Here is a 17,900-nt window from a genome sequence, read left to right on the forward strand (position 1 = left end):
TCCACTTCACATTATCTCTTTTTTGTCAATTGTGATTACTTGACCGACACCCTAGTGGGAATAGTTCCTGAAAAACTTGCAAATGAGCATTTGCATCTTCTTGATCAGCAAAACCACGCCAAATACGTTGATTTTTGCCATCAATTTTAGTTTCATCAATTCCAATATAAACTTCACCACCACTAGCATTTGCAAATGCAGATATAGAGCGAGTTAGTTTCGCTGGCTTTATGTCTATTGATTTCAAGTCTAAAAAGTGGCTTTCCTCAGATGATAGAATTTGACCAACCTGCTCAAAATCAATTTTTTCAACTTTAATTGACATATTTTTTTTATTTTATAACTTCTCTATTAAATAATAATTATAGTACAATTCAATAGTTGTTATGTTTAATTTAAGGACGGTAAAACTAACAAATTATTGATTTATCTTTAGTGGTCTAATAATTTTAATAATTAGTATTGGTAGGAGTTATTTAAGTATGGGTATAGTTAGTAAAGGGAATAACAAAAGTAGCAATCGCTAACGAAATTACTCTTTATATAATTGCATACTCGACCATTTTGTAGTTACTAAGCTGTCACATCAGCCTGTATATCAGTTTTATCACATACTTTTCAGCAGTTCTGTATCTTAAATCAATCGACTGATTCAAGATACAGAACTGAAGTGCCTTTAAAATGGGAAAATATCAAGAATTATTGCTTACAACTGATTCAGACTTACTTTAGGTAATGTTACAGATAAATGGTCTCAAAGTATTAGGTGAAAATGACTAAATTAGTGGTAAGCTTGGCTGAACAATAAAGAAAACCAACAAATCCCATCGATAGTGTTGGGTTTCGTGCGTTTGATCAACTTATATAAATTTTTATTTTCATTGTAGTTGTGAAATTTAGCTATTTTCAGCGTAAATCCTGGAAATACAAAAAACTTAACCTTTAATCATGAGTGGAATTAATCGTCAAATTACCCTTGACGTTAGACAAGTTTCCAAGCACATAGCAGGTACACCTCAAAGTCAAAAGCTTCTCAAACGAGGACTTGCCGCTCATGTATTTAACGATGAACATACAATGAATAGAGTTACTCAAGCCATAATAGAAAATGGGCAGTTCACCGGAATGATTCGAGGATATGACCGTTATGGGATGTTTTTTAATGAACCAATAGGTTATAGAATCAGTCCAGATGGTAGCCGTATTCTACTTTACTATGGGGAGATAAAAATTAATGCAGACGACCAATACCACGTCATCCCCCGCACAAGACCGAGTGAAGAATAACTGGGAATTTACAGAAGTATGGATAGATGCGATGTTATCCCCTCCATATATTCTTTTATTGCTTTGCGACAGTGAAGATAACTGTCAAGTTTATGATCCGGCGCAGGGTTACAAAATTGTATTTTCTAGTAATGACTATAATGCAGCCAAGTTATGGTTACTAGAAGATGAGTATGAACCAATTGAAGGTAGGTTTTTAGCGGCGGAATTAGTCTGAGTTTATAGAGAGTTTTTAGAGAAGATGATTGAGAATACTTGCGTAAGTCTTGTGATTTACGCAAGTGTTACAAGCGCCGATACAGCATAGCTGCATTGAGCGTTAAAAAACTAGAGTAGTAACATTTAGCTGTATGTGGAACGGGCGATCATCGCAGATAATTATGTATTAGATATAGAATTAATACAAATCAAGAATTAAGGAGCAAGAGCGTGCAAGCCATACTTTTAAGCCGCGAAGAAGTTGGACGACGTGCAAAAGAACTATACGAAAATAGCATTCGTCAACAAGTGGAACGAGAAGAAAACATCGGTAAAATGGTGATTATTGATATAGAAACAGGTGAATACGCAGTTGATAAAATAGGCATAGAATCGGCACAATATTTACGTAATAAACACCCATTTGCTCGACTTTTCGGTATTCGTATTGGTTACAAAGTTGCTGCTTCCTTCAGTGGTGAGATGGAGCGCGATTATCGGTGATTTCTGGTATTGTCAAGAACGGACGCGCAACCGTTAATATCATATTTAGACTGCCCAATCAACCAGACTTGACTATTGAATTTGTTATCGATACAGGTTTTACAGAGTTTCTTTCCTTACCCCCAGCAGCAGTTACTCTATTGGGTTTTCCTTTTGTGTATGATATGTATGCAAATTTAGCTGACAATAGTAATGTCATCTTGCCAGTACATCAAGCTAACATTATTTGGAATGGAGAAGAACGGGAGGTGAATGTACTTGCTACAGGACGGCTACCTCTATTAGGAACTGCTTTAATTGATGAGCATGAACTTGTCATACAGTTTACCCAGGGCGGTTTAGTAACAATTGATGAATTGTAATTGCTTTCTAAAAAGTCCTTATATTTTGATAAAATTTCTACTTAGTAGCAATAATTGCGTTATCTTCATCAGTAGGTGTTGATGTAGACCCAACTAATTGGAGATTAGCTGAACCCCACTTATCATACTCAGTTCTAATCTCACTGAGATATTTTTTACTCTCAACATTTCTGTATTTTGTGCGGTGATTCTCCTTTTGTTCAAGATTAGAGCCGTGAACTAAAGGGTTTCTATCGCTTTTGGGCATAGCTGTAATTTCTCTTGAAGATGAAGTGCGATCGCTTTAGCAAGAATAGGTGGTACAGCATTACCTACCTGATTGTACTGGCAAAGAAACTTCTCGTTGAATCTCTCTTCTCGATGTAATAACTTGTGAGATACAACAGTCTTCTTCCCTAAAAAACGATAAGTGTCAGGAAAAGATTGAATACGTGCCCCTTCACGGGCTGTCAAATTGCGATGCTGGAAAGGATGAAGAAAATTGGCGTAAAACGAAGCGGCTATTGTATGTGATGGTTTATATGGATTTAAACGTCGGTTATTCTGGTCATAACTTATCTCAGATAACTCACCATTTCCACTACGCCGTCTAGCCCCATGTTCTTTTGGTGCGTCTGAACTTGATTCACCCCATTTAATATGTTTGAAGCGTTCTACAAGCCTCTGGGAATGATCCATTGCAACATGATTGTAAAGTGTTTGACTGCCATTCCTGATCCAGCTTTGATAGTTATTGAGAGGTTCTAAAATGTAAGGTTGTTCCTCTTCACCCTCACGTGTATTCAGTGGTGGTAAATCTGATATAGCATCCCATAAACATATGGCAGGAAGTAAACCCATGCAGGCAAATATTGATAATTGAGGAGTATTGATATGCAATAAATCTAAGGAATGTGTTTTTGGAGGAATACCTAATTTTTTTCCTGTTTTATTTCCAACAATAAAAATACGCTCTCTAATTTGTGGCACACCATATTCAGCAGCATTTAATGACCATACTTCTACAAAATATCCTAGATTCTCAAAAGTTTCTTTAATTATATCTGTTACTTTTTTGCCTTCAAGATTTTTGCGCGAAAGTAAACCTTTAACATTTTCCATTACAAAAGCTTTAGGTTCGAGAAAACATATCCACTCAGCAAAGTTAATGAATAGACTATTTCTAGGGTCTTTAGGATCTTTTTGTGCTGGGCCGGCAATACTAAAACCTTGACATGGAGGCCCACCAATAACAATATCCGGCTTGAAGTGACAGATATCCTTAACGCTACTTCCAGTGTTTAAATCACGGATATCCTGTTGAATAACTGTCATATCAGGGCGGTTATGGCGCAGCGTATCGCAAGCTCAGGCATCAATCTCAACGGATAAAGGAACAGAGAAACCTGCCATCTCGAAACCTAGACCAAAGCCGCCAGCCCCAGCAAACAAATCAATAGTGATAGGTTGTGCTGTTACCATAGACTCTTAATGTGGTTACTCATAGCGTTTACCTTCTAACTTAACCCTTAATCATGAGCGTAATTAATCGTCAAATGACCTTAGATATAAACCTTTGGTAAAAGTTGAAGCATTTTATTGAGAGTTAAGATGCACTAATAAAGATGCGATCGCCTTTCGCAGACTGGATAAGTGTAATTGTTAGAACATCTACAGTGCTTTGGATTGGTGAGCTATGGCGCTTCATAATGCGGTTGAAATTGAAAAGTCATCTGCGAGAATCCTATTAACTACTGCAAATTTTGGCAAATCCTTGATAAACCGATGGCAAAAATAGCATCTGTAATTTTAATTCTAAGGCGTTGAGTAAAATTTAGAGCTTGGGATTAAATCTCAAATAGAAAATTATAAAACGGTAGAGTATTTATTGCTCTACCGTTTTTTGTATGAAAATATCTGGGGTTTAGGCAATGACATGAAAAAAGCAGTAATTGTAAACCTCGTAAGTCAGCATCTGAAAAATCAGCTCCCTCTGAGTTAAAGTTACGTAAAATTGCTTTCTGGAAATTACATCCACGAAAATTTGCGTGAATAAATGTACCAGATAGCCCAGGCGATCGCAAATTAACTTTAGTAAAGTTTGATGCTGTGAAATCAGCAGATAAGGTTCTGTTTTATGAACTCAGTACTCCTGGGTCATTTCTTGGTGCTTAGTCTAAACTCCAGTTTGTGGCGATCGCCAATTTCCGTCTCAGTGATAAAGTAAGGCCTGTAAGGTGCTTCATCTTTAATTGAGGCGTGTCCTGTGAGGTAAAACACATCAAAGTCATAAAAATAGCGACTCCACACCTTACCCAACTCGTTAACGCAACTGCTTCCTTCCACCCGCAAATCTACAGCAAAATCTCGCGTATAGCAACAGCCTTGGTGATTAGGACATCAACAGATGATAGAACTTAGACACAAAAAGACTTTTCACCTAGTATTGAGTCCCCAGTTCCCAGTCCCTTGCTATATCTGCCAGAATTCTCGCTTCTTCCTGTTCAAACTCTAACTTTGGTTCCACATCTTCCGGGTCGGGTGTCATAAACAATACTCGTAATTGTCGTGCTTCCACAGAAAAACCTTCCGTTTCTTTTTCAATTCAGCGCAGAGGTAACACCACTGGATTAACCCGCTTGACCAAAAAATCCTCACCATCATGCAGCACTTCCCAAGGTAGATGTGCCATCATAAAAACCAAGGTAGCTCTTAAAGTGCGCTCTAAGTCAAGTTATTTTCTTCTTAATGTTACTATTTGTCAGATGATGCGGTTTTTCCCTTCAGTCTGGATCTCCTCAAAATCCTGTTATGTAGGTATAGTCACAGCATATTAGCCATTCGTTCTGATGCAAGCAGATGCACGCCGATACAATAGAAAATTATCTGTGTCCGTCTGCGGTAAAAAACCAAAATGGTATGGACTCCCTTACATGCAACAATACATCGCACAATGCGATCGCGCCACTTATTTGAGCGCAACCAGCGTCTATTAGTCGCTGTCTCCGGCGGACAAGATTCTCTGTGTTTAATAAAATTACTTTCAGATTTACAATCCAAATGGGCATGGCATTTAGGTATCGCTCACTGCGATCATCGCTGGCGTTCTGACTCCGAAGATAATGCTAACCACGTTGAAAACTTAGCTAAAACTTGGGGTATATCCTTTTATTTAGAAACAGCGAACAAACCTATAAATAGTGAAGCTGCTGCACGCGATTGGCGCTATCAAGCTTTAAGTACGATCGCCAAAGCAAATAATTATCAATATATAGTTACAGGACACACCGCAAGCGATCGGGCCGAAACTCTCCTCTACAATTTAATTCGCGGTACTGGTGCTGATGGCTTACAAGCCCTAACTTGGCAACGCCCCCTAACTACAGGCATTATGCTAGTGCGTCCACTTTTAGAAATTACTCGGTTACAAACAGAGCAATTTTGTCAAGAGTTTAAATTACCAATTTGGGAAGATTCCACCAATCAAGATTTGCAATATGCCCGCAACCGCATTCGCCAAGAATTAATACCATATTTGCGGGAAAATTTCAATCCCCAAGTAGAATCAGCCTTAGCGCAAACAGCAGAACTTCTCCAAGCAGAAGTGGAATATCTCGAAAAAGCCGCCCAGCAGTTGCGAGAAAAGGCTATGGAAAGGGGCATTGGAGATGAGGAAGATTCCCTTACTCTTCTTCCCTTGAGGTTAAATCGTCGGGTATTGCAGAAAGCACCATTGGCGTTGCAACGTCGGGTGATGCGTCAGGTATTGCAGCAAATACTGACTGATGCCCCCAGTTTTGAACACATCGAAAAATTAACGGCTTTAATTATAGCGCCCAACCGATTGCAAACCGATCCATTTCCTGGTGGTGCGATCGCTCAAGTAGAAGGCGACTGGATCTGTTTGAAATAGTTAGGAGTTAAGAGTTTGGAGTTTTCGGTTTTAGGTGTTGAGATTTAAGTTAAAAACTTTCTTAATAAAAAGACAAAATATTTAAAACAAGACCGAAAGTGTTGATAGGTATAATTTTGATACAAGTATAGTTGCGGGAAATAGTACATCAGTTAAAACACTGATTTTTTATGTATAGACATCAAATACATAAAATAACATAATCTTAGCTATCGGTTTGCTATCACGCTCATAAATACAAAGGAAATTTTATGAAAGTTAAAAAACTCGGTTTTGGATTATCGACACTTGCAGCCCTGTCAGTGATTCCGATTTCAGTTGTAACGATGCCGTTAGTGCTGAACCAGCCGGTCTACGCAGTAGCAATCTACGGAGCTATTTTTGATAAATGGGTAAGCTTAGGTGGTTATTCAAGCCCAGTTGGTTCTCCTACAACCGATGAACTGCCTGCTGCCAGAGGAGGACGGTACAATGAGTTCCAAAATGGTTATATTTATTGGCTTCCCAACTTGGGCGCACACGCTGTCTACGGATACATTGGTGTAAAGTGGAACCAACTTGGGCGGGAAAATGGCTTGGGCTATCCCATTACCGATGAGCTTCCTGCTGATAATGGAGGACGATTCAATGATTTTGAGAATAATGCATCAATCTATTGGCATCCGAGCATTGGTGCTTATGCCGTGTATGGCGATATCCGGACAAAATGGGTAAGTATGGGGCGTGAAAGAAGCGTCTTAGGTTATCCAATTTCCGACGAACAACCTGTTGGTTCTGCGGGGCAGCGAGTTAGTTATTTTCAAAGAGGCGCACTTTACTGGAATTCATTTACGCGCGAGGTTGTTGCTGTTTACAACTAATCTAATAAACTGCGTAATTGAAAATTATGACTTATGGATCAATACGGTTCAGTTAAGCATTTCTTTCTTCTCTCTACGTCCTCTGCGCCTTGGCAGTTCATTAAAAAATTGACTTGTATAACAGAGTTTTAGCCTTAACTGAACCGTATTGACTTATGGATAGTTAGTAAGGAGAGGGTTTAGGGGTGAGGTTTTGATATGATGTACTCCATGCACCTGCGAACCGCTATAACTCCTAACTCCTAACTCCTAACTCCTAACTTCTACCTTCTAACTTATTAAGACGCTAGTAATTGTGGCTGAGGCATTAAACTTTGGAGAGTATGACGCAACTGAGCGATCGCTTGGACTTGATAATCACCAGTTTCCTGGAATTGATCCAAAGATTCTCCAATTCCTTGCAACTTCTGCCGTAATCCATCCAGAGAATCCTGAATTGGTTGTAGTGCTTCTTGATAAAGATTCACTCGACCACAGCATTCAGCAGTTGTTCTTCGTAGAGATAGCAAGTTTTCCTCGATCGCTTTCAGTTCTTGGCGCTTTTCATCCAAATTGTGAGTTTGATTGTCAATCATTCCCTGATTTAGCTCAATACCAGAACGAATCTGATCAATTTCACGTTCTAGCTTTTGGACTTCCTGTGAATATTGTTGTCGCTGGGTTTCAATTTGTAACAGAATCGGTTCTAAATTAACTTTATTACCCTCTTCTTCATCAACAACAGTATGTCCTTGTCGCCGCAGCAATACAGCTTGGTGTTGCTTGAGAAACTTTTGATGCTGTAACATATTGCGGCGTTGTCCTACCAAACTGGAGTTTAGCATCTGATACAGGTCTTTTTCATCTGTTAGTTCCAGTTCCAAATTGATATGGTCATGGTCAGATGCATGATTTAATTTAGTTTGGAGTTCTTCTATAGCTTCTTCTTTATATTTCAATTCTTGTTCTTGATCGTGAACAAAGCTAGCGTCTATTTCTAACTTATACTGTAAATCTTGGACTATCTTTTGCAGTTCTTCTAAAGGCATTTTCTCTAAAGCTTCTACATCAGCTTGCTGGCCGAGAACTACACCACCAGACGTTGCGGACAAAGAGTGAATCTGTTGATATAACTCTTCGGCGTTTCGTAACTGCTCTTTGATTATCCGAGCATACTCTTGCTTGCTGTTCAGGTCTGCTGTGTTTATCTGCAATTGGGCTGTTTGCTGGACTAGAGAATTTTGTGCTTGTTGCAATGCATTTTGGCGATCGCTCAAGGTTTGTGACAAACGCTCAACTTCTTCTTGCTGTTGTGCGATCGCAGTTTTTTGCTCCTGGAGTTTTTGCCAGTGTGGGGTAAGAGTCGCTTGCTGCTTTTCGACCAATTCAAAGGCCAGATGCAGGTGTTCTCTGACTGTTTCCGTGGGAGCAACACGACTAGACAAGCGATCAAGTAACTCACTCATTACCCGACTTTGCTCCTCATCTAAAACCGTCCCCTGTTGGAAATCCGCTTGATGCTCCTCCAAGCGGCGCTGCTCACCCCGCAAATGCTCCCAAGCGCCTTCCAATTCTAGGCGGTTGCGCTCAACTTCTGTTTGTAACCGTTCAATTTCCTGGCGGGATGTGTCAACTTCCTGTTTTTGCTGCTCCAGTTGTTGCAACTCATCCTCCATATTTTGCAACTGTTCAGAGCGCACTTCCATGTCCATTTCACGGCGATTCAACTCTTGCGCCTGAAACGTCAACGATTGCTTCCACTGATCAATTTCATCTTCCTTGAGCTTAAATTTCTCCAATTGGCGGGAAAAATTCTGCAAAATGTTGACTAGTGGCCGCCCTGCTTCTTGAATCCGTTGTACTTGACGATTTGGATTCAGTTCAACCAGTACCAAAGCACCATCATTTAATTTGCTAGCGTCCTCGGCTGCAATCACTTCTTCCGACACAGTACTCCAATTCTGGTCAGTTCGCTGACAAGCCAGTAGCTTCAGCTCAGTTTTGCCACCGCCACTGAGTAAACCACCTTTCTGTTTTTGTACTTCTGCTAAATACAGCACACCGTTAGTCCTTTATTGATGCACTTAAAGTTTATGTTTTGGAATATACCTTAAATAATTATGTTAACTTGTCTGACTGAACCGAAGTTTAGGAGAACAAGACAGACAAAACTATAGACGCGAGATATTACGTCTTGATATTTATAAACGCGAGTTGATCGCGCCTTTATATTTTGTACTGATGACAGTGATGATGACTTCCGTGTTAACACTAGCTTTATCGAAATATATTACGAAAGATTAAGGTTTATGGTTTAATGCATTCCCTAATAACAATAAAAAACAGAGTATAAATATTTTCAGTACCCCATAATTAATACTTAAAGAAGAAGTCATGAGCAGGCAGGAGGCAGGAGGCAAACCCCATAAAGAAATTTGGGGGTTTCAATCAGGACGCAGTATTTATTGCTTACTACACGCTACGCGAACATAAATAAATTTACTTGCTTTAAAAGAAAGTGGTAGAGAGCAAAAAATATATTTTCTTCCTCTCTCTTGAACTGCCCGGTTGTTGAGCGTAGTCGAAACACTGCCTTTCTTTGGTGATTCACAATTTAGCAATACTTAAGGAGCGCTTTTTAGCTAAATGCAGGGAAATTTAAATGAAATTGATATTTGCAGTATCCTGCAATTGATTGAGTTAGGACAACGAACTGGGCAACTATGGGTGAGAGCTACTAGCTCTCACCATAACAACAAACTGGGTGGAGAGGGAGCAAGCATTGATCCTCTCAAACAACAGTCTTGGTTCGTCTTTTTCCGCAATGGTCAAATTATCTATTGCCAAGAAGGTGAGAGTAGTTTATCCAGAATTAACGATTATTTACGTCATTATCGAGTCGAGATGCGACTTAGCGACAAACAAATTGCCTCCTTACCATCAACCGACGCGCCAGAGTATGCCTATCTGTGGGCACTCTTGGAGCGGAATATTGTCAACCCCAAGATAGCTGGTAGTATCATTCACGGCTTGGTACATGAAACTCTCTTTGACCTGCTGAGTTTACACCAAGGGAACTTCATTTTCCATCAGGGTGCGGCACTTGCCCCGCAATTAAACACTTTCGAGATTGCTCCATTTGTTACAAAAATTACAAAGCAGGTGCAAGAGTGGAAGCAGCTGTATCCACATATTCACTCTCCAGAACAATTGCCAATGTTATCTGACAAAGTTCAGCTACAATCCTCGCTACCAGAAGCAACCGTAAGTAAGTTACAACATTGGGCTGATGGTAAAACATCCTTGCGTCAACTGGCTCGCTATCTCAACCGAGACATTTTGACAGTCGCTAAGGCCATATATCCTTATGTACAACAGAGTTGGCTACAGCTAGTATATTCAGATACTACTAAAATAGATGCCTACACTGATAACGGGGAATTGAAGGGAAAACACAGGGGGCGGATAGTATGTATTGACGATGCGATCGCCATCGGTGAGACTATAAATTCGATCTTACAAGCACAAGGTTATGAAGCGATCGCTCTTACCAATCCTTTAGAGGCACTGAGTCTGGTTTTTCAACTTAAACCGGATTTAATTTTATGCGACATTGCCATGTCGGAATTGGAGGGGTACGAGGTTTGCGCCATGCTGCGACATTCAACAGCATTTCGGCTCACACCAATTATCATGCTTACTGGTAAAGATGGATTTATTGATCGAGTCAAAGCTAGTATGGTCGGGGCAACAGATTATTTAACAAAACCATTTACAGACACTGAGTTACTTATGCTCGTAGAGAAATATATCAACAACCAATGAAAATTGGGTATTGGGCATCCCTTCGGCTTACCTCGGTTTCACTCGGCACAAGTCGGCACAAGTCGCTCAGGGCAAGTGGGAATTGGGCAGAATAATTTTAGATTCTGGATTTTGGATTTTGGATTGAACAATCTAAAATCTAAAAGACGCTCAATGATTCGCTCTAAGCGTTCGCGAGTGATTCTCTAAGAGTTGCTATGCTAAAGGCTTTACACTACGAAGAGAGCAAATTGAGGGAGTATGGAGCATATAAAGAGATCGAAGATTTGTTGATCTCCTAAAAGATCAGTTAAAAGATGTTATCACAGAGTCAGCTAACTTAGTGAAACGTTAATATCCAGGAAAATAGTGAGAACATACAATTAATTTATACAGTTAATACTTGCAGGGTAATCAAAGAATGTTCCAAATAGGAACGTCTACATCAGGGGGTAAATAGACATTTATGAGTACAGTTCTGATTGTGGAAGACAGTATCGCGCAAAGGGAGATGATTACAGACCTCCTGAAAGCAACTGGCCTAACAGTAACCCATGCCAGTGACGGATTAGAAGCATTAGAGGCAATTCAAATAGCACCTCCCGATTTAGTGGTATTGGATATTGTCATGCCCCGAATGAACGGCTACGAAGTTTGTCGGCGCTTAAAATCCGATCCAAAAACCCAAAATGTCCCTGTGGTTATGTGTTCTTCCAAAGGCGAAGAATTTGATCGCTATTGGGGCATGAAACAGGGTGCAGACGCTTACATAGCCAAACCATTTCAACCAACCGAGTTGGTGGGAACAGTCAAACAACTGCTGCGAGGATAAGGACAAAAGCAATATGGTCAGCAAACCGGACTTTTTAAGTGGCAGTGGTCAAGACCATTTCCGACCAGAATTACAAGTAGAAAGTCCTGAAGGTGAGTTACATTTGAGATTTTACATTCCCTCGCATCAGGAGTTTGCACTACAAGCAACTGGCATTCGGGAGGTAATTGAACTAAGTCCTGATAGAATCACCCCGATTCCTAATGCTTCTCCTTTACTTTTGGGTACTCTAAATTTACGAGGTCGAGTTATTTGGGTAGCTGATTTGGGTCAATTTCTTGGGGAAGCAAGTGCATTAAACACGGATAGAGCTGAAATTCCGGTGATTGCCATTGAAGAGCAAGACACAATAGTGGGTTTAGCAGTAGAGGAAATTGGTGGCATGGACTGGTTGGATGTCCAGAATCTCATGCCACCAATTAGTGTTCCAGATACTATGGCTCCCTTTTTACGTGGAGAGTGGTTATTAGATGCTAAAAACAATCAGTGTCTGCGACTGCTCGATCAAATGGCAATTTTACGGAGTGCTAGGTGGGCAGGATGAAATTGGAGGAGGAAATGGCAGCAAGTATTGATAGTTACGAGCCAACATATCAACAGGCGATGACCGCCTATGTTCAAAGGAATTATGAGGTTGCCGCCACTTTAGTTGACCAAGTGGTGCAAAATTTACCAAATGACCCCAACTCCCATTTATTACGGGGTCACATCTACTATGTTTTGCAACAGTACGATGTAGCAAAAGAAGAATATCAACAGGTATTAGGCTTGACTGACGATCAAGAAATTATTGGTTTTGCCAATAATGGAATTGAGAATATCAATCAATATTTACAGTCATTTGGTGGTGAGATTAATACATCAGATAGTCAAGAGCAAATCAATTCCCCAGAGATGTCTGATGCACTGGCATATAACGAACAAGAATTAGAAAATTTGGACGCTAGTGAGGAGTTTGACAGCAATAACCTTGATTTGGACTTTTTTGGAGAGCATCAAGAAACTGTAAATGACGGTGAAGAACTATCTTCAGAAAGTCCATTTGATATACCAACAGAAGATAGTATTGGAACGGAAAAAATATCAGATTCTTCTATAACTTTTGGTGACGATCCTTTTGCCTTCAATGAAGAATTACAAAAACAAGAGTCTAATAGCATCGGGTGGCAGGAGAAAACAGAATTAGAGTTGCCTGCTTTCTGGCAGGAAGATGTATCAGAAGAGAGCTACGAAGAATCATTAGTAAATAGTCATTTTTCAGAGAATGGGATAAATTCTGATTACGGGAATTCAGCTATTGACAATAATAACTCTTCATATTTTAATTCCAAAACTGGGAATAACGAGAATAATTTCCCTGATTTGTTGAGTGAGCCAAATTCTTCAGAGCCTAATTTTGGGAACTTAGAATATACAGACTCTAGTTTAGGAGACGAAACTTTAATTATTGTTGAAGAAGAACTGAAAAATAGTTCGTCAGCAAATAAAAAGAGTCAATATGATTTGCCTGAAACCGAAGTAACCGATTGGTTGAAGTCAAAAAAAATTGCAAGAGAAGAAGCTTTTGCTCCGGATTTATCTGATGATACTTCATCTTTTAGCAACAATATTCCTGTAAAAGAAAAGCATTTGAAATCAGGCGAAAGCATCGGTGCAAATAGCTTTGACGACGATGATAATTTTGATATTGAAGCATTTGAGTCTGCCTTTGGCTCAGAGGGATTAAGCTCTTATGAAGACTCAAACAATATACTGAATGGAGAAAATTCTAAGAGCAATATAGAATTTTTAGATGATTTTGAGGAATTTGATGATTTAGGTAACATTCCAGGGTTTGACCTGCTCGAAGGAGATTCTAACTTCGGTGAAGCAATACATTCTGCTCCATTAGAAACCAGTGGCAGTGGACGCGCTCAAAGTGCGGAGACTTTTTTAAGTAATGCACCTAGCGATCGCGAAGAGGAACTATTCACAATGACTGGTTCCCATGAAGGAGTTCCAGTCTTTAGCCAAACAGATGTCTCGAAACTAGAACCTAACGTCAGTGTCGAGCAAGGATGGTTAGCACCATTAGAAAATGCCTCCATAGAAAGGAAACAATGGTTAATTGCTGGAAGTGTGGGCATTGTCTCAGCGCTGGTTGTAGCCACAGTTAGCTTTGTCGCTACCACATTTTCGCCAGCCCAACAACGAGAATCAGTGCGGAACACAGGTTGGGCAATGTCACTTGCAGCTGGGATTGCAGGTTTTACCACGGCAGGCGTCATGGGGAATCTGGCACTCAAACAAATTCGGCGCACAACTGATGATCTCCAAGCTCAGTTTGAAGCTGTACGTCAAGGAAATTTGAATGCTCAAGCCACAGTGTTTTCCGAAGATGAATTGGGCCATTTAGCTACTGGCTTTAATGAAATGGCGCGGGTAATTTTCACAACCACAAGTGAAGCCCAACGGAAAGCCGATGAACAAGAGGAAGCCAAAGAAAACCTGCAACGCCAGGTGATTCGCCTCTTGGATGATGTGGAAGGAGCTGCTAGAGGCGATTTAACAGTCCAAGCGGAAGTCACAGCCGACGTATTGGGAGCGGTAGCTGACGCTTTTAACCTGACAATTCAAAACCTGCGGGATATTGTACAACAGGTAAAAGTGGCGGCGAAGGATGTGACAAAAGGTGCAACTAACTCTGAAACCTTTGCGAGAGCCTTATCTAGTGATGCTTTGCGCCAAGCGGAAGAGTTGGCGGTGACGCTAAATTCTGTACAGGTAATGACTGACTCGATTCAACGGGTAGCAGAGGCGGCGCGGGAAGCCGAAACGGTTGCTCGTGATGCTAGTACGATCGCTCTCAAAGGTGGAGAAGCAGTAGAAAATACTGTGGCGGGGATTTTGGAAATTCGAGAAACCGTGGCCGAAACCACTCGAAAAGTGAAGCGGTTAGCGGAATCTTCCCAAGAAATTTCTAAAATTGTGGCGTTGATTTCTCAGATTGCTTCGAGAACAAACTTACTGGCACTCAATGCTAGTATTGAGGCGGCAAGGGCGGGAGAAGCTGGACGCGGGTTTGCGATCGTAGCAGACGAAGTGCGCCAGTTAGCAGACAAATCTGCTAAATCCCTGAAGGAAATTGAACAAATTGTCATGCAAATCCAAAGCGAAACAGGCTCTGTAATGACCGCGATGGAAGAAGGCACACAACAAGTAATTAAAGGTACAAAATTGGCTGAAGAAGCCAAGCGATCGCTCGAAAACATTATTCAAGTGGCGAATCGCATCGATATTCTTGTGCGCTCTATTACCAGCGACACTGTAGAACAAACTGAAACTTCCCGCGCCGTCGCTCATGTAATGCAATCAGTAGAACTCACCGCGCAAGAAACTTCCCAGGAAGCACAGCGAGTTTCAGGTGCCCTACAACACTTAGTAGGTGTATCCCGTGACTTGATCGCCTCCGTTGAACGTTTCCGAGTGGAAACTATGGAAACCAGGTAAAAAAGTTAGGAGTTAGGAGTGAGAAGTTAGAAATAAAAATCACAACTCACATCTCATAACTCATAACTCATAATTCATAATTCATAACTCATAACTCATAACTCATAACTTTTGCTATGCTGCCGGAACAACAACAGCGGATTTTGGGTTACTTTATCGAAGAAGCCAGGGATCACCTGAATACCATTGAGCAGGGCTTGCTGAATTTAGAGGGTACTCTCAACGACCCGGAAATGATCAGTGAAGTCTTCCGGGCGGCTCACTCCATCAAAGGAGGAGCGGCGATGCTTGGATTAACTAGCATCCAGCATACCTCCCACCGTCTGGAAGATTGTTTCAAAGTTCTTAAAGATAATCCGGTTCAGATTGACCAAAAGTTAGAGTCTTTATTTCTCGGTGTATCTGATACCCTGAAATCGCTGTTAGAGCATTTGAGCGGGCCTTATGGTCTTTCCGAAGATGCAGCTAATACTTTGATGTCAGAAACTGAGCCAGTCTTTCATTGGCTGTATCAGCATCTGGAACTACTTGTAGAACAAGGAAAAAATGGAGTAGCTAGTGCAACAGAACAACAAACAACCTCTGTAGAGAATGTCTCCACACTTACAGAACTTTTTCTACGGCAAGATATTCCCAGTTTGGCAGAAGGCACTCATCAGGAATCTCCAGAAATATCTTTGTCGGTAGCGCCCCAAGAGGTGCGAGACAACGCTGCGCGATCGCCTCTCACCGCCAAAGAAAATAATAATTGGGGCGAATTTCAAGCCCAAGTACTGCAAAGACTGCGGGAAATGTTGCAACTGTTTAAGCAAACAACAACACCCTCAACTCGACAAAACCTTCAGGAATGCTGTTACGAGTTAGTCAGACTTGGGTTAACTTGGAACTTGTCCAAGTGGTGTGGTTTGTGTCAAGCAGCAGCAAGTGCGATCGGTAATCCGGAAAATAGTTATCTGACGTTAGCTAAAATTGTCATTACCGAAATTAAGCAAGCTCAAGAATTAGTCCTGCAAGGTAGGGAAGCCGAAATTGCAATTAGTCAGCAACTAGAAGCGCTTTTGAACTTTGCAGAAATTGAGTTATTAGAAGTTACCACAGATTTGCTTGACGAACAGTCTGCGGCTTTGACAAAATCATCAACTGCGCCAGAGCCTATTTTATCTGGTAACACCGAGCCGTTAGTCATAACTAACCTAGCCCAGACAACTGAAGAACTTAATCTAGACGAGGATACTAGCGATAGCGCAGCCTCAACTCTTGGAGAGGCTGCGCCAACGAGTCCGCGAGCGTCTGGCTACGCCAACGTCAAGGGCGATCGCCCATCTGTTCAACAAGGGACACCACTAAACGCTGCTACTCACACTAATCTTAGTTTCACCACACATGAGGAAGTACATCCAATCAGTAGCAATCTTGACCCCAATGGGCCAGAGGTAGGAATAGCTGAGTTAAATACCCTTGCCGATTTATTTGACGGTGATACTCCCGAACTAGATGAAAGCTGGCATCAAGAAGAAACCTTAGATATTGTTGCCACCGATGATTTTGGGATTGATTTCAGCAGCACTGACGCTGAGGATGCTAATAGCGATTTATCCGATTTCCTCTCCTTTGATGAAGACACAAGTAACGACCAGCACCCAACAACCACAGCCACGACAGAAGATTTATCCCTGTTATTTGGCGAAAATTTCCTAGAAAAAGAAAATTCAGAACCACAAAATCAACAAACATCTGCTACGACTTTAGAGTTAAGCGATATTAACGTACTTGATATAAATTTAGACTCTTCTTCCCAGGATTTACAAGAATTTATTGATATTTATAGTGATACAAACCTGCCTCCTGATGTCAACAAAAACGATGTTGTTGAAGATTTATTAACACTGGCGCTAGATGATGATGCAGAACTATTACCTACAGGCGAAGTAACTCAACCAGAAACAGAGGCGAACGCCTCTGTGGAACTATCTACCAACCAACAAAACAGTTTTGATAACTTATTATTAGAAACTAGAAATGCAAATTGGGTAGAAGAAATTACCCCTAATGACTACATAGAATTACCCCAGGAAACAGGCTTGTCTGTAGAGAGTCTATTTGCTGAAACGGAAGAACAATCACTACTGGCTACAAGTGAACCAGAACTCGGTGATTTATTTGATACATCTCCAGCAACAGCACCTGAGTTTTCTCAATCAGAAAATGATCTGAGCAACTTCTGGAACCAGGAAACCACAGAGGAACAGGACGAATTCGATTCCTTAATTGAGCAAAATGTGGAAAGGGCGTTAGAGGAGAGTTTGTTTGCTGCGACTAATGACATTTTTGCCGACAGTCAGCAGCCAATACCTTCTCCTATAGCCAGTTTTGACATAGAAGAAGATTTTGATATCAATTTCCAGCAGCAAGAGCAGCTAGATTTGATATTATCATCAGATTCTGGAGATAATTTCTTTGATGAGTTAGCACCGAGTAACTCAAGTATTTCCCCTGCAATCAGCGATCGCATACAGCCTTCCGCGCCTGAAACGCCTTTATTAGGGCAGCATCTAGGGGAAGAAATTATCAAGCGATCGCAACAACCAGAAGCTTTAGATTTTGTTCCAGAATTTACTAATCAGCCCCCAGAGATATCTGCTGTTGATCTGGAACTTGATTTATCCAACCCTTTCGATGAAAATCCGCAACTG

The 17,900-nt window shown here is 40.8% G+C and carries 16 protein-coding genes and 1 pseudogene; 11 read left to right on the top strand and 6 right to left on the bottom strand.

What is annotated here, in order from left to right; translation table 11 throughout:
- Positions 1–25: 25 nt before the first annotated feature.
- A complete protein-coding gene (locus ACFFAP_RS23910) occupies positions 26–325 on the bottom strand; it encodes a helix-turn-helix domain-containing protein (RefSeq protein WP_375513561.1) in 300 nt (99 codons plus the stop codon).
- A 623-nt stretch (positions 326–948) separates the two neighbouring features.
- On the opposite strand from ACFFAP_RS23910, the gene ACFFAP_RS23915 reads away from it, so the two are divergent.
- The 4 genes from ACFFAP_RS23915 (at position 949) to ACFFAP_RS23930 (ending at position 2,351) form a co-directional block, all read left to right on the top strand.
- The gene (locus ACFFAP_RS23915; protein ID WP_375513562.1) at positions 949–1,287 is read left to right on the top strand and encodes a DUF6972 family protein; all 339 of its coding nucleotides are present in this window, start codon (positions 949–951) and stop codon (positions 1,285–1,287) included.
- Positions 1,235–1,504, top strand: a complete 270-nt coding sequence (locus tag ACFFAP_RS23920) for a hypothetical protein (protein WP_375513563.1) — start codon at positions 1,235–1,237, stop codon at positions 1,502–1,504. Before ACFFAP_RS23915 ends, ACFFAP_RS23920 begins: the two co-directional genes overlap by 53 nt.
- A gap of 212 nt (positions 1,505–1,716) precedes the next feature.
- On the top strand, positions 1,717–1,989 hold the full coding sequence (locus tag ACFFAP_RS23925) for a hypothetical protein (RefSeq protein ID WP_375513564.1): 273 nt from the start codon (positions 1,717–1,719) through the stop codon (positions 1,987–1,989).
- Complete coding sequence (locus tag ACFFAP_RS23930; RefSeq protein WP_375513565.1) at positions 1,986–2,351, top strand: clan AA aspartic protease; 366 nt, start codon at positions 1,986–1,988, stop codon at positions 2,349–2,351. Before ACFFAP_RS23925 ends, ACFFAP_RS23930 begins: the two co-directional genes overlap by 4 nt.
- A gap of 219 nt (positions 2,352–2,570) precedes the next feature.
- On the opposite strand, the pseudogene ACFFAP_RS23935 reads toward ACFFAP_RS23930, so the two are convergent.
- The 4 genes and pseudogenes from ACFFAP_RS23935 to ACFFAP_RS23950 form a co-directional block, all read right to left on the bottom strand.
- Positions 2,571–3,812 (bottom strand): annotated as a pseudogene (locus ACFFAP_RS23935) (DNA cytosine methyltransferase).
- A gap of 365 nt (positions 3,813–4,177) precedes the next feature.
- Positions 4,178–4,414, bottom strand: coding sequence for a pentapeptide repeat-containing protein (locus ACFFAP_RS23940; RefSeq protein ID WP_375513566.1), 237 nt, complete (start codon positions 4,412–4,414; stop codon positions 4,178–4,180).
- Positions 4,415–4,487: 73 nt separating this feature from the next.
- Entirely contained in the window at positions 4,488–4,676 is a 189-nt protein-coding gene (locus tag ACFFAP_RS23945) for a hypothetical protein (protein ID WP_375513567.1), read from the bottom strand.
- Between the two features lie 94 nt (positions 4,677–4,770).
- A complete protein-coding gene (locus tag ACFFAP_RS23950; protein ID WP_375513568.1) occupies positions 4,771–4,908 on the bottom strand; it encodes a hypothetical protein in 138 nt (45 codons plus the stop codon).
- A gap of 336 nt (positions 4,909–5,244) precedes the next feature.
- Between ACFFAP_RS23950 and tilS the strand changes: the two genes are divergently transcribed.
- Positions 5,245–6,243, top strand: a complete 999-nt coding sequence (gene tilS, locus ACFFAP_RS23955; RefSeq protein WP_375513569.1) for a tRNA lysidine(34) synthetase TilS — start codon at positions 5,245–5,247, stop codon at positions 6,241–6,243.
- Positions 6,244–6,545: 302 nt separating this feature from the next.
- On the top strand, positions 6,546–7,103 hold the full coding sequence (locus ACFFAP_RS23960; protein WP_375513570.1) for an LGFP repeat-containing protein: 558 nt from the start codon (positions 6,546–6,548) through the stop codon (positions 7,101–7,103).
- 278 nt (positions 7,104–7,381) lie between these two features.
- Here ACFFAP_RS23960 and hmpF read toward each other — a convergent pair whose 3' ends face one another.
- Positions 7,382–9,142 carry a pilus motility taxis protein HmpF gene (gene hmpF, locus ACFFAP_RS23965; protein ID WP_375513571.1) on the bottom strand — a complete coding sequence of 587 codons (1,761 nt, stop codon included), beginning with the start codon at positions 9,140–9,142 and terminating at the stop codon, positions 7,382–7,384.
- A gap of 586 nt (positions 9,143–9,728) precedes the next feature.
- Between hmpF and ACFFAP_RS23970 the strand changes: the two genes are divergently transcribed.
- The 5 genes from ACFFAP_RS23970 to ACFFAP_RS23990 all read left to right on the top strand — a co-directional run.
- Complete coding sequence (locus tag ACFFAP_RS23970) at positions 9,729–10,907, top strand: response regulator (protein ID WP_375513572.1); 1,179 nt, start codon at positions 9,729–9,731, stop codon at positions 10,905–10,907.
- Positions 10,908–11,352: 445 nt separating this feature from the next.
- On the top strand, positions 11,353–11,718 hold the full coding sequence (locus tag ACFFAP_RS23975) for a response regulator transcription factor (RefSeq protein WP_069073698.1): 366 nt from the start codon (positions 11,353–11,355) through the stop codon (positions 11,716–11,718).
- A 13-nt stretch (positions 11,719–11,731) separates the two neighbouring features.
- Positions 11,732–12,262, top strand: coding sequence for a chemotaxis protein CheW (locus tag ACFFAP_RS23980; RefSeq protein ID WP_375513573.1), 531 nt, complete (start codon positions 11,732–11,734; stop codon positions 12,260–12,262).
- 14 nt (positions 12,263–12,276) lie between these two features.
- Positions 12,277–15,207, top strand: coding sequence for a methyl-accepting chemotaxis protein (locus ACFFAP_RS23985; RefSeq protein ID WP_375513575.1), 2,931 nt, complete (start codon positions 12,277–12,279; stop codon positions 15,205–15,207).
- Positions 15,208–15,323: 116 nt separating this feature from the next.
- Positions 15,324–17,900 (top strand): Hpt domain-containing protein (locus tag ACFFAP_RS23990; RefSeq protein WP_375513574.1); only part of this gene is annotated, 2,577 nt, incomplete at its 3' end.

Origin of the sequence: uncultured Nostoc sp. (genome assembly GCF_964245575.1) — a bacterium.
GTDB lineage: Bacteria > Cyanobacteriota > Cyanobacteriia > Cyanobacteriales > Nostocaceae > Nostoc.

Excerpts from the sequence above, each read along its gene's own strand:
- ACFFAP_RS23975 (WP_069073698.1), top strand. The coding sequence starts at position 11,353 with ATGAGTACAGTTCTGATTGTGGAAGACAGTATCGCGCAAAGGGAGATG.
- ACFFAP_RS23970 (WP_375513572.1), top strand. The coding sequence starts at position 9,729 with ATGCAGGGAAATTTAAATGAAATTGATATTTGCAGTATCCTGCAATTG.
- ACFFAP_RS23985 (WP_375513575.1), top strand. The coding sequence starts at position 12,277 with ATGGCAGCAAGTATTGATAGTTACGAGCCAACATATCAACAGGCGATG.
- ACFFAP_RS23980 (WP_375513573.1), top strand. The coding sequence starts at position 11,732 with ATGGTCAGCAAACCGGACTTTTTAAGTGGCAGTGGTCAAGACCATTTC.
- ACFFAP_RS23910 (WP_375513561.1), bottom strand. The coding sequence starts at position 325 with ATGTCAATTAAAGTTGAAAAAATTGATTTTGAGCAGGTTGGTCAAATT.
- tilS (WP_375513569.1), top strand. The coding sequence starts at position 5,245 with ATGGTATGGACTCCCTTACATGCAACAATACATCGCACAATGCGATCG.
- ACFFAP_RS23920 (WP_375513563.1), top strand. The coding sequence starts at position 1,235 with ATGCAGACGACCAATACCACGTCATCCCCCGCACAAGACCGAGTGAAG.
- ACFFAP_RS23915 (WP_375513562.1), top strand. The coding sequence starts at position 949 with ATGAGTGGAATTAATCGTCAAATTACCCTTGACGTTAGACAAGTTTCC.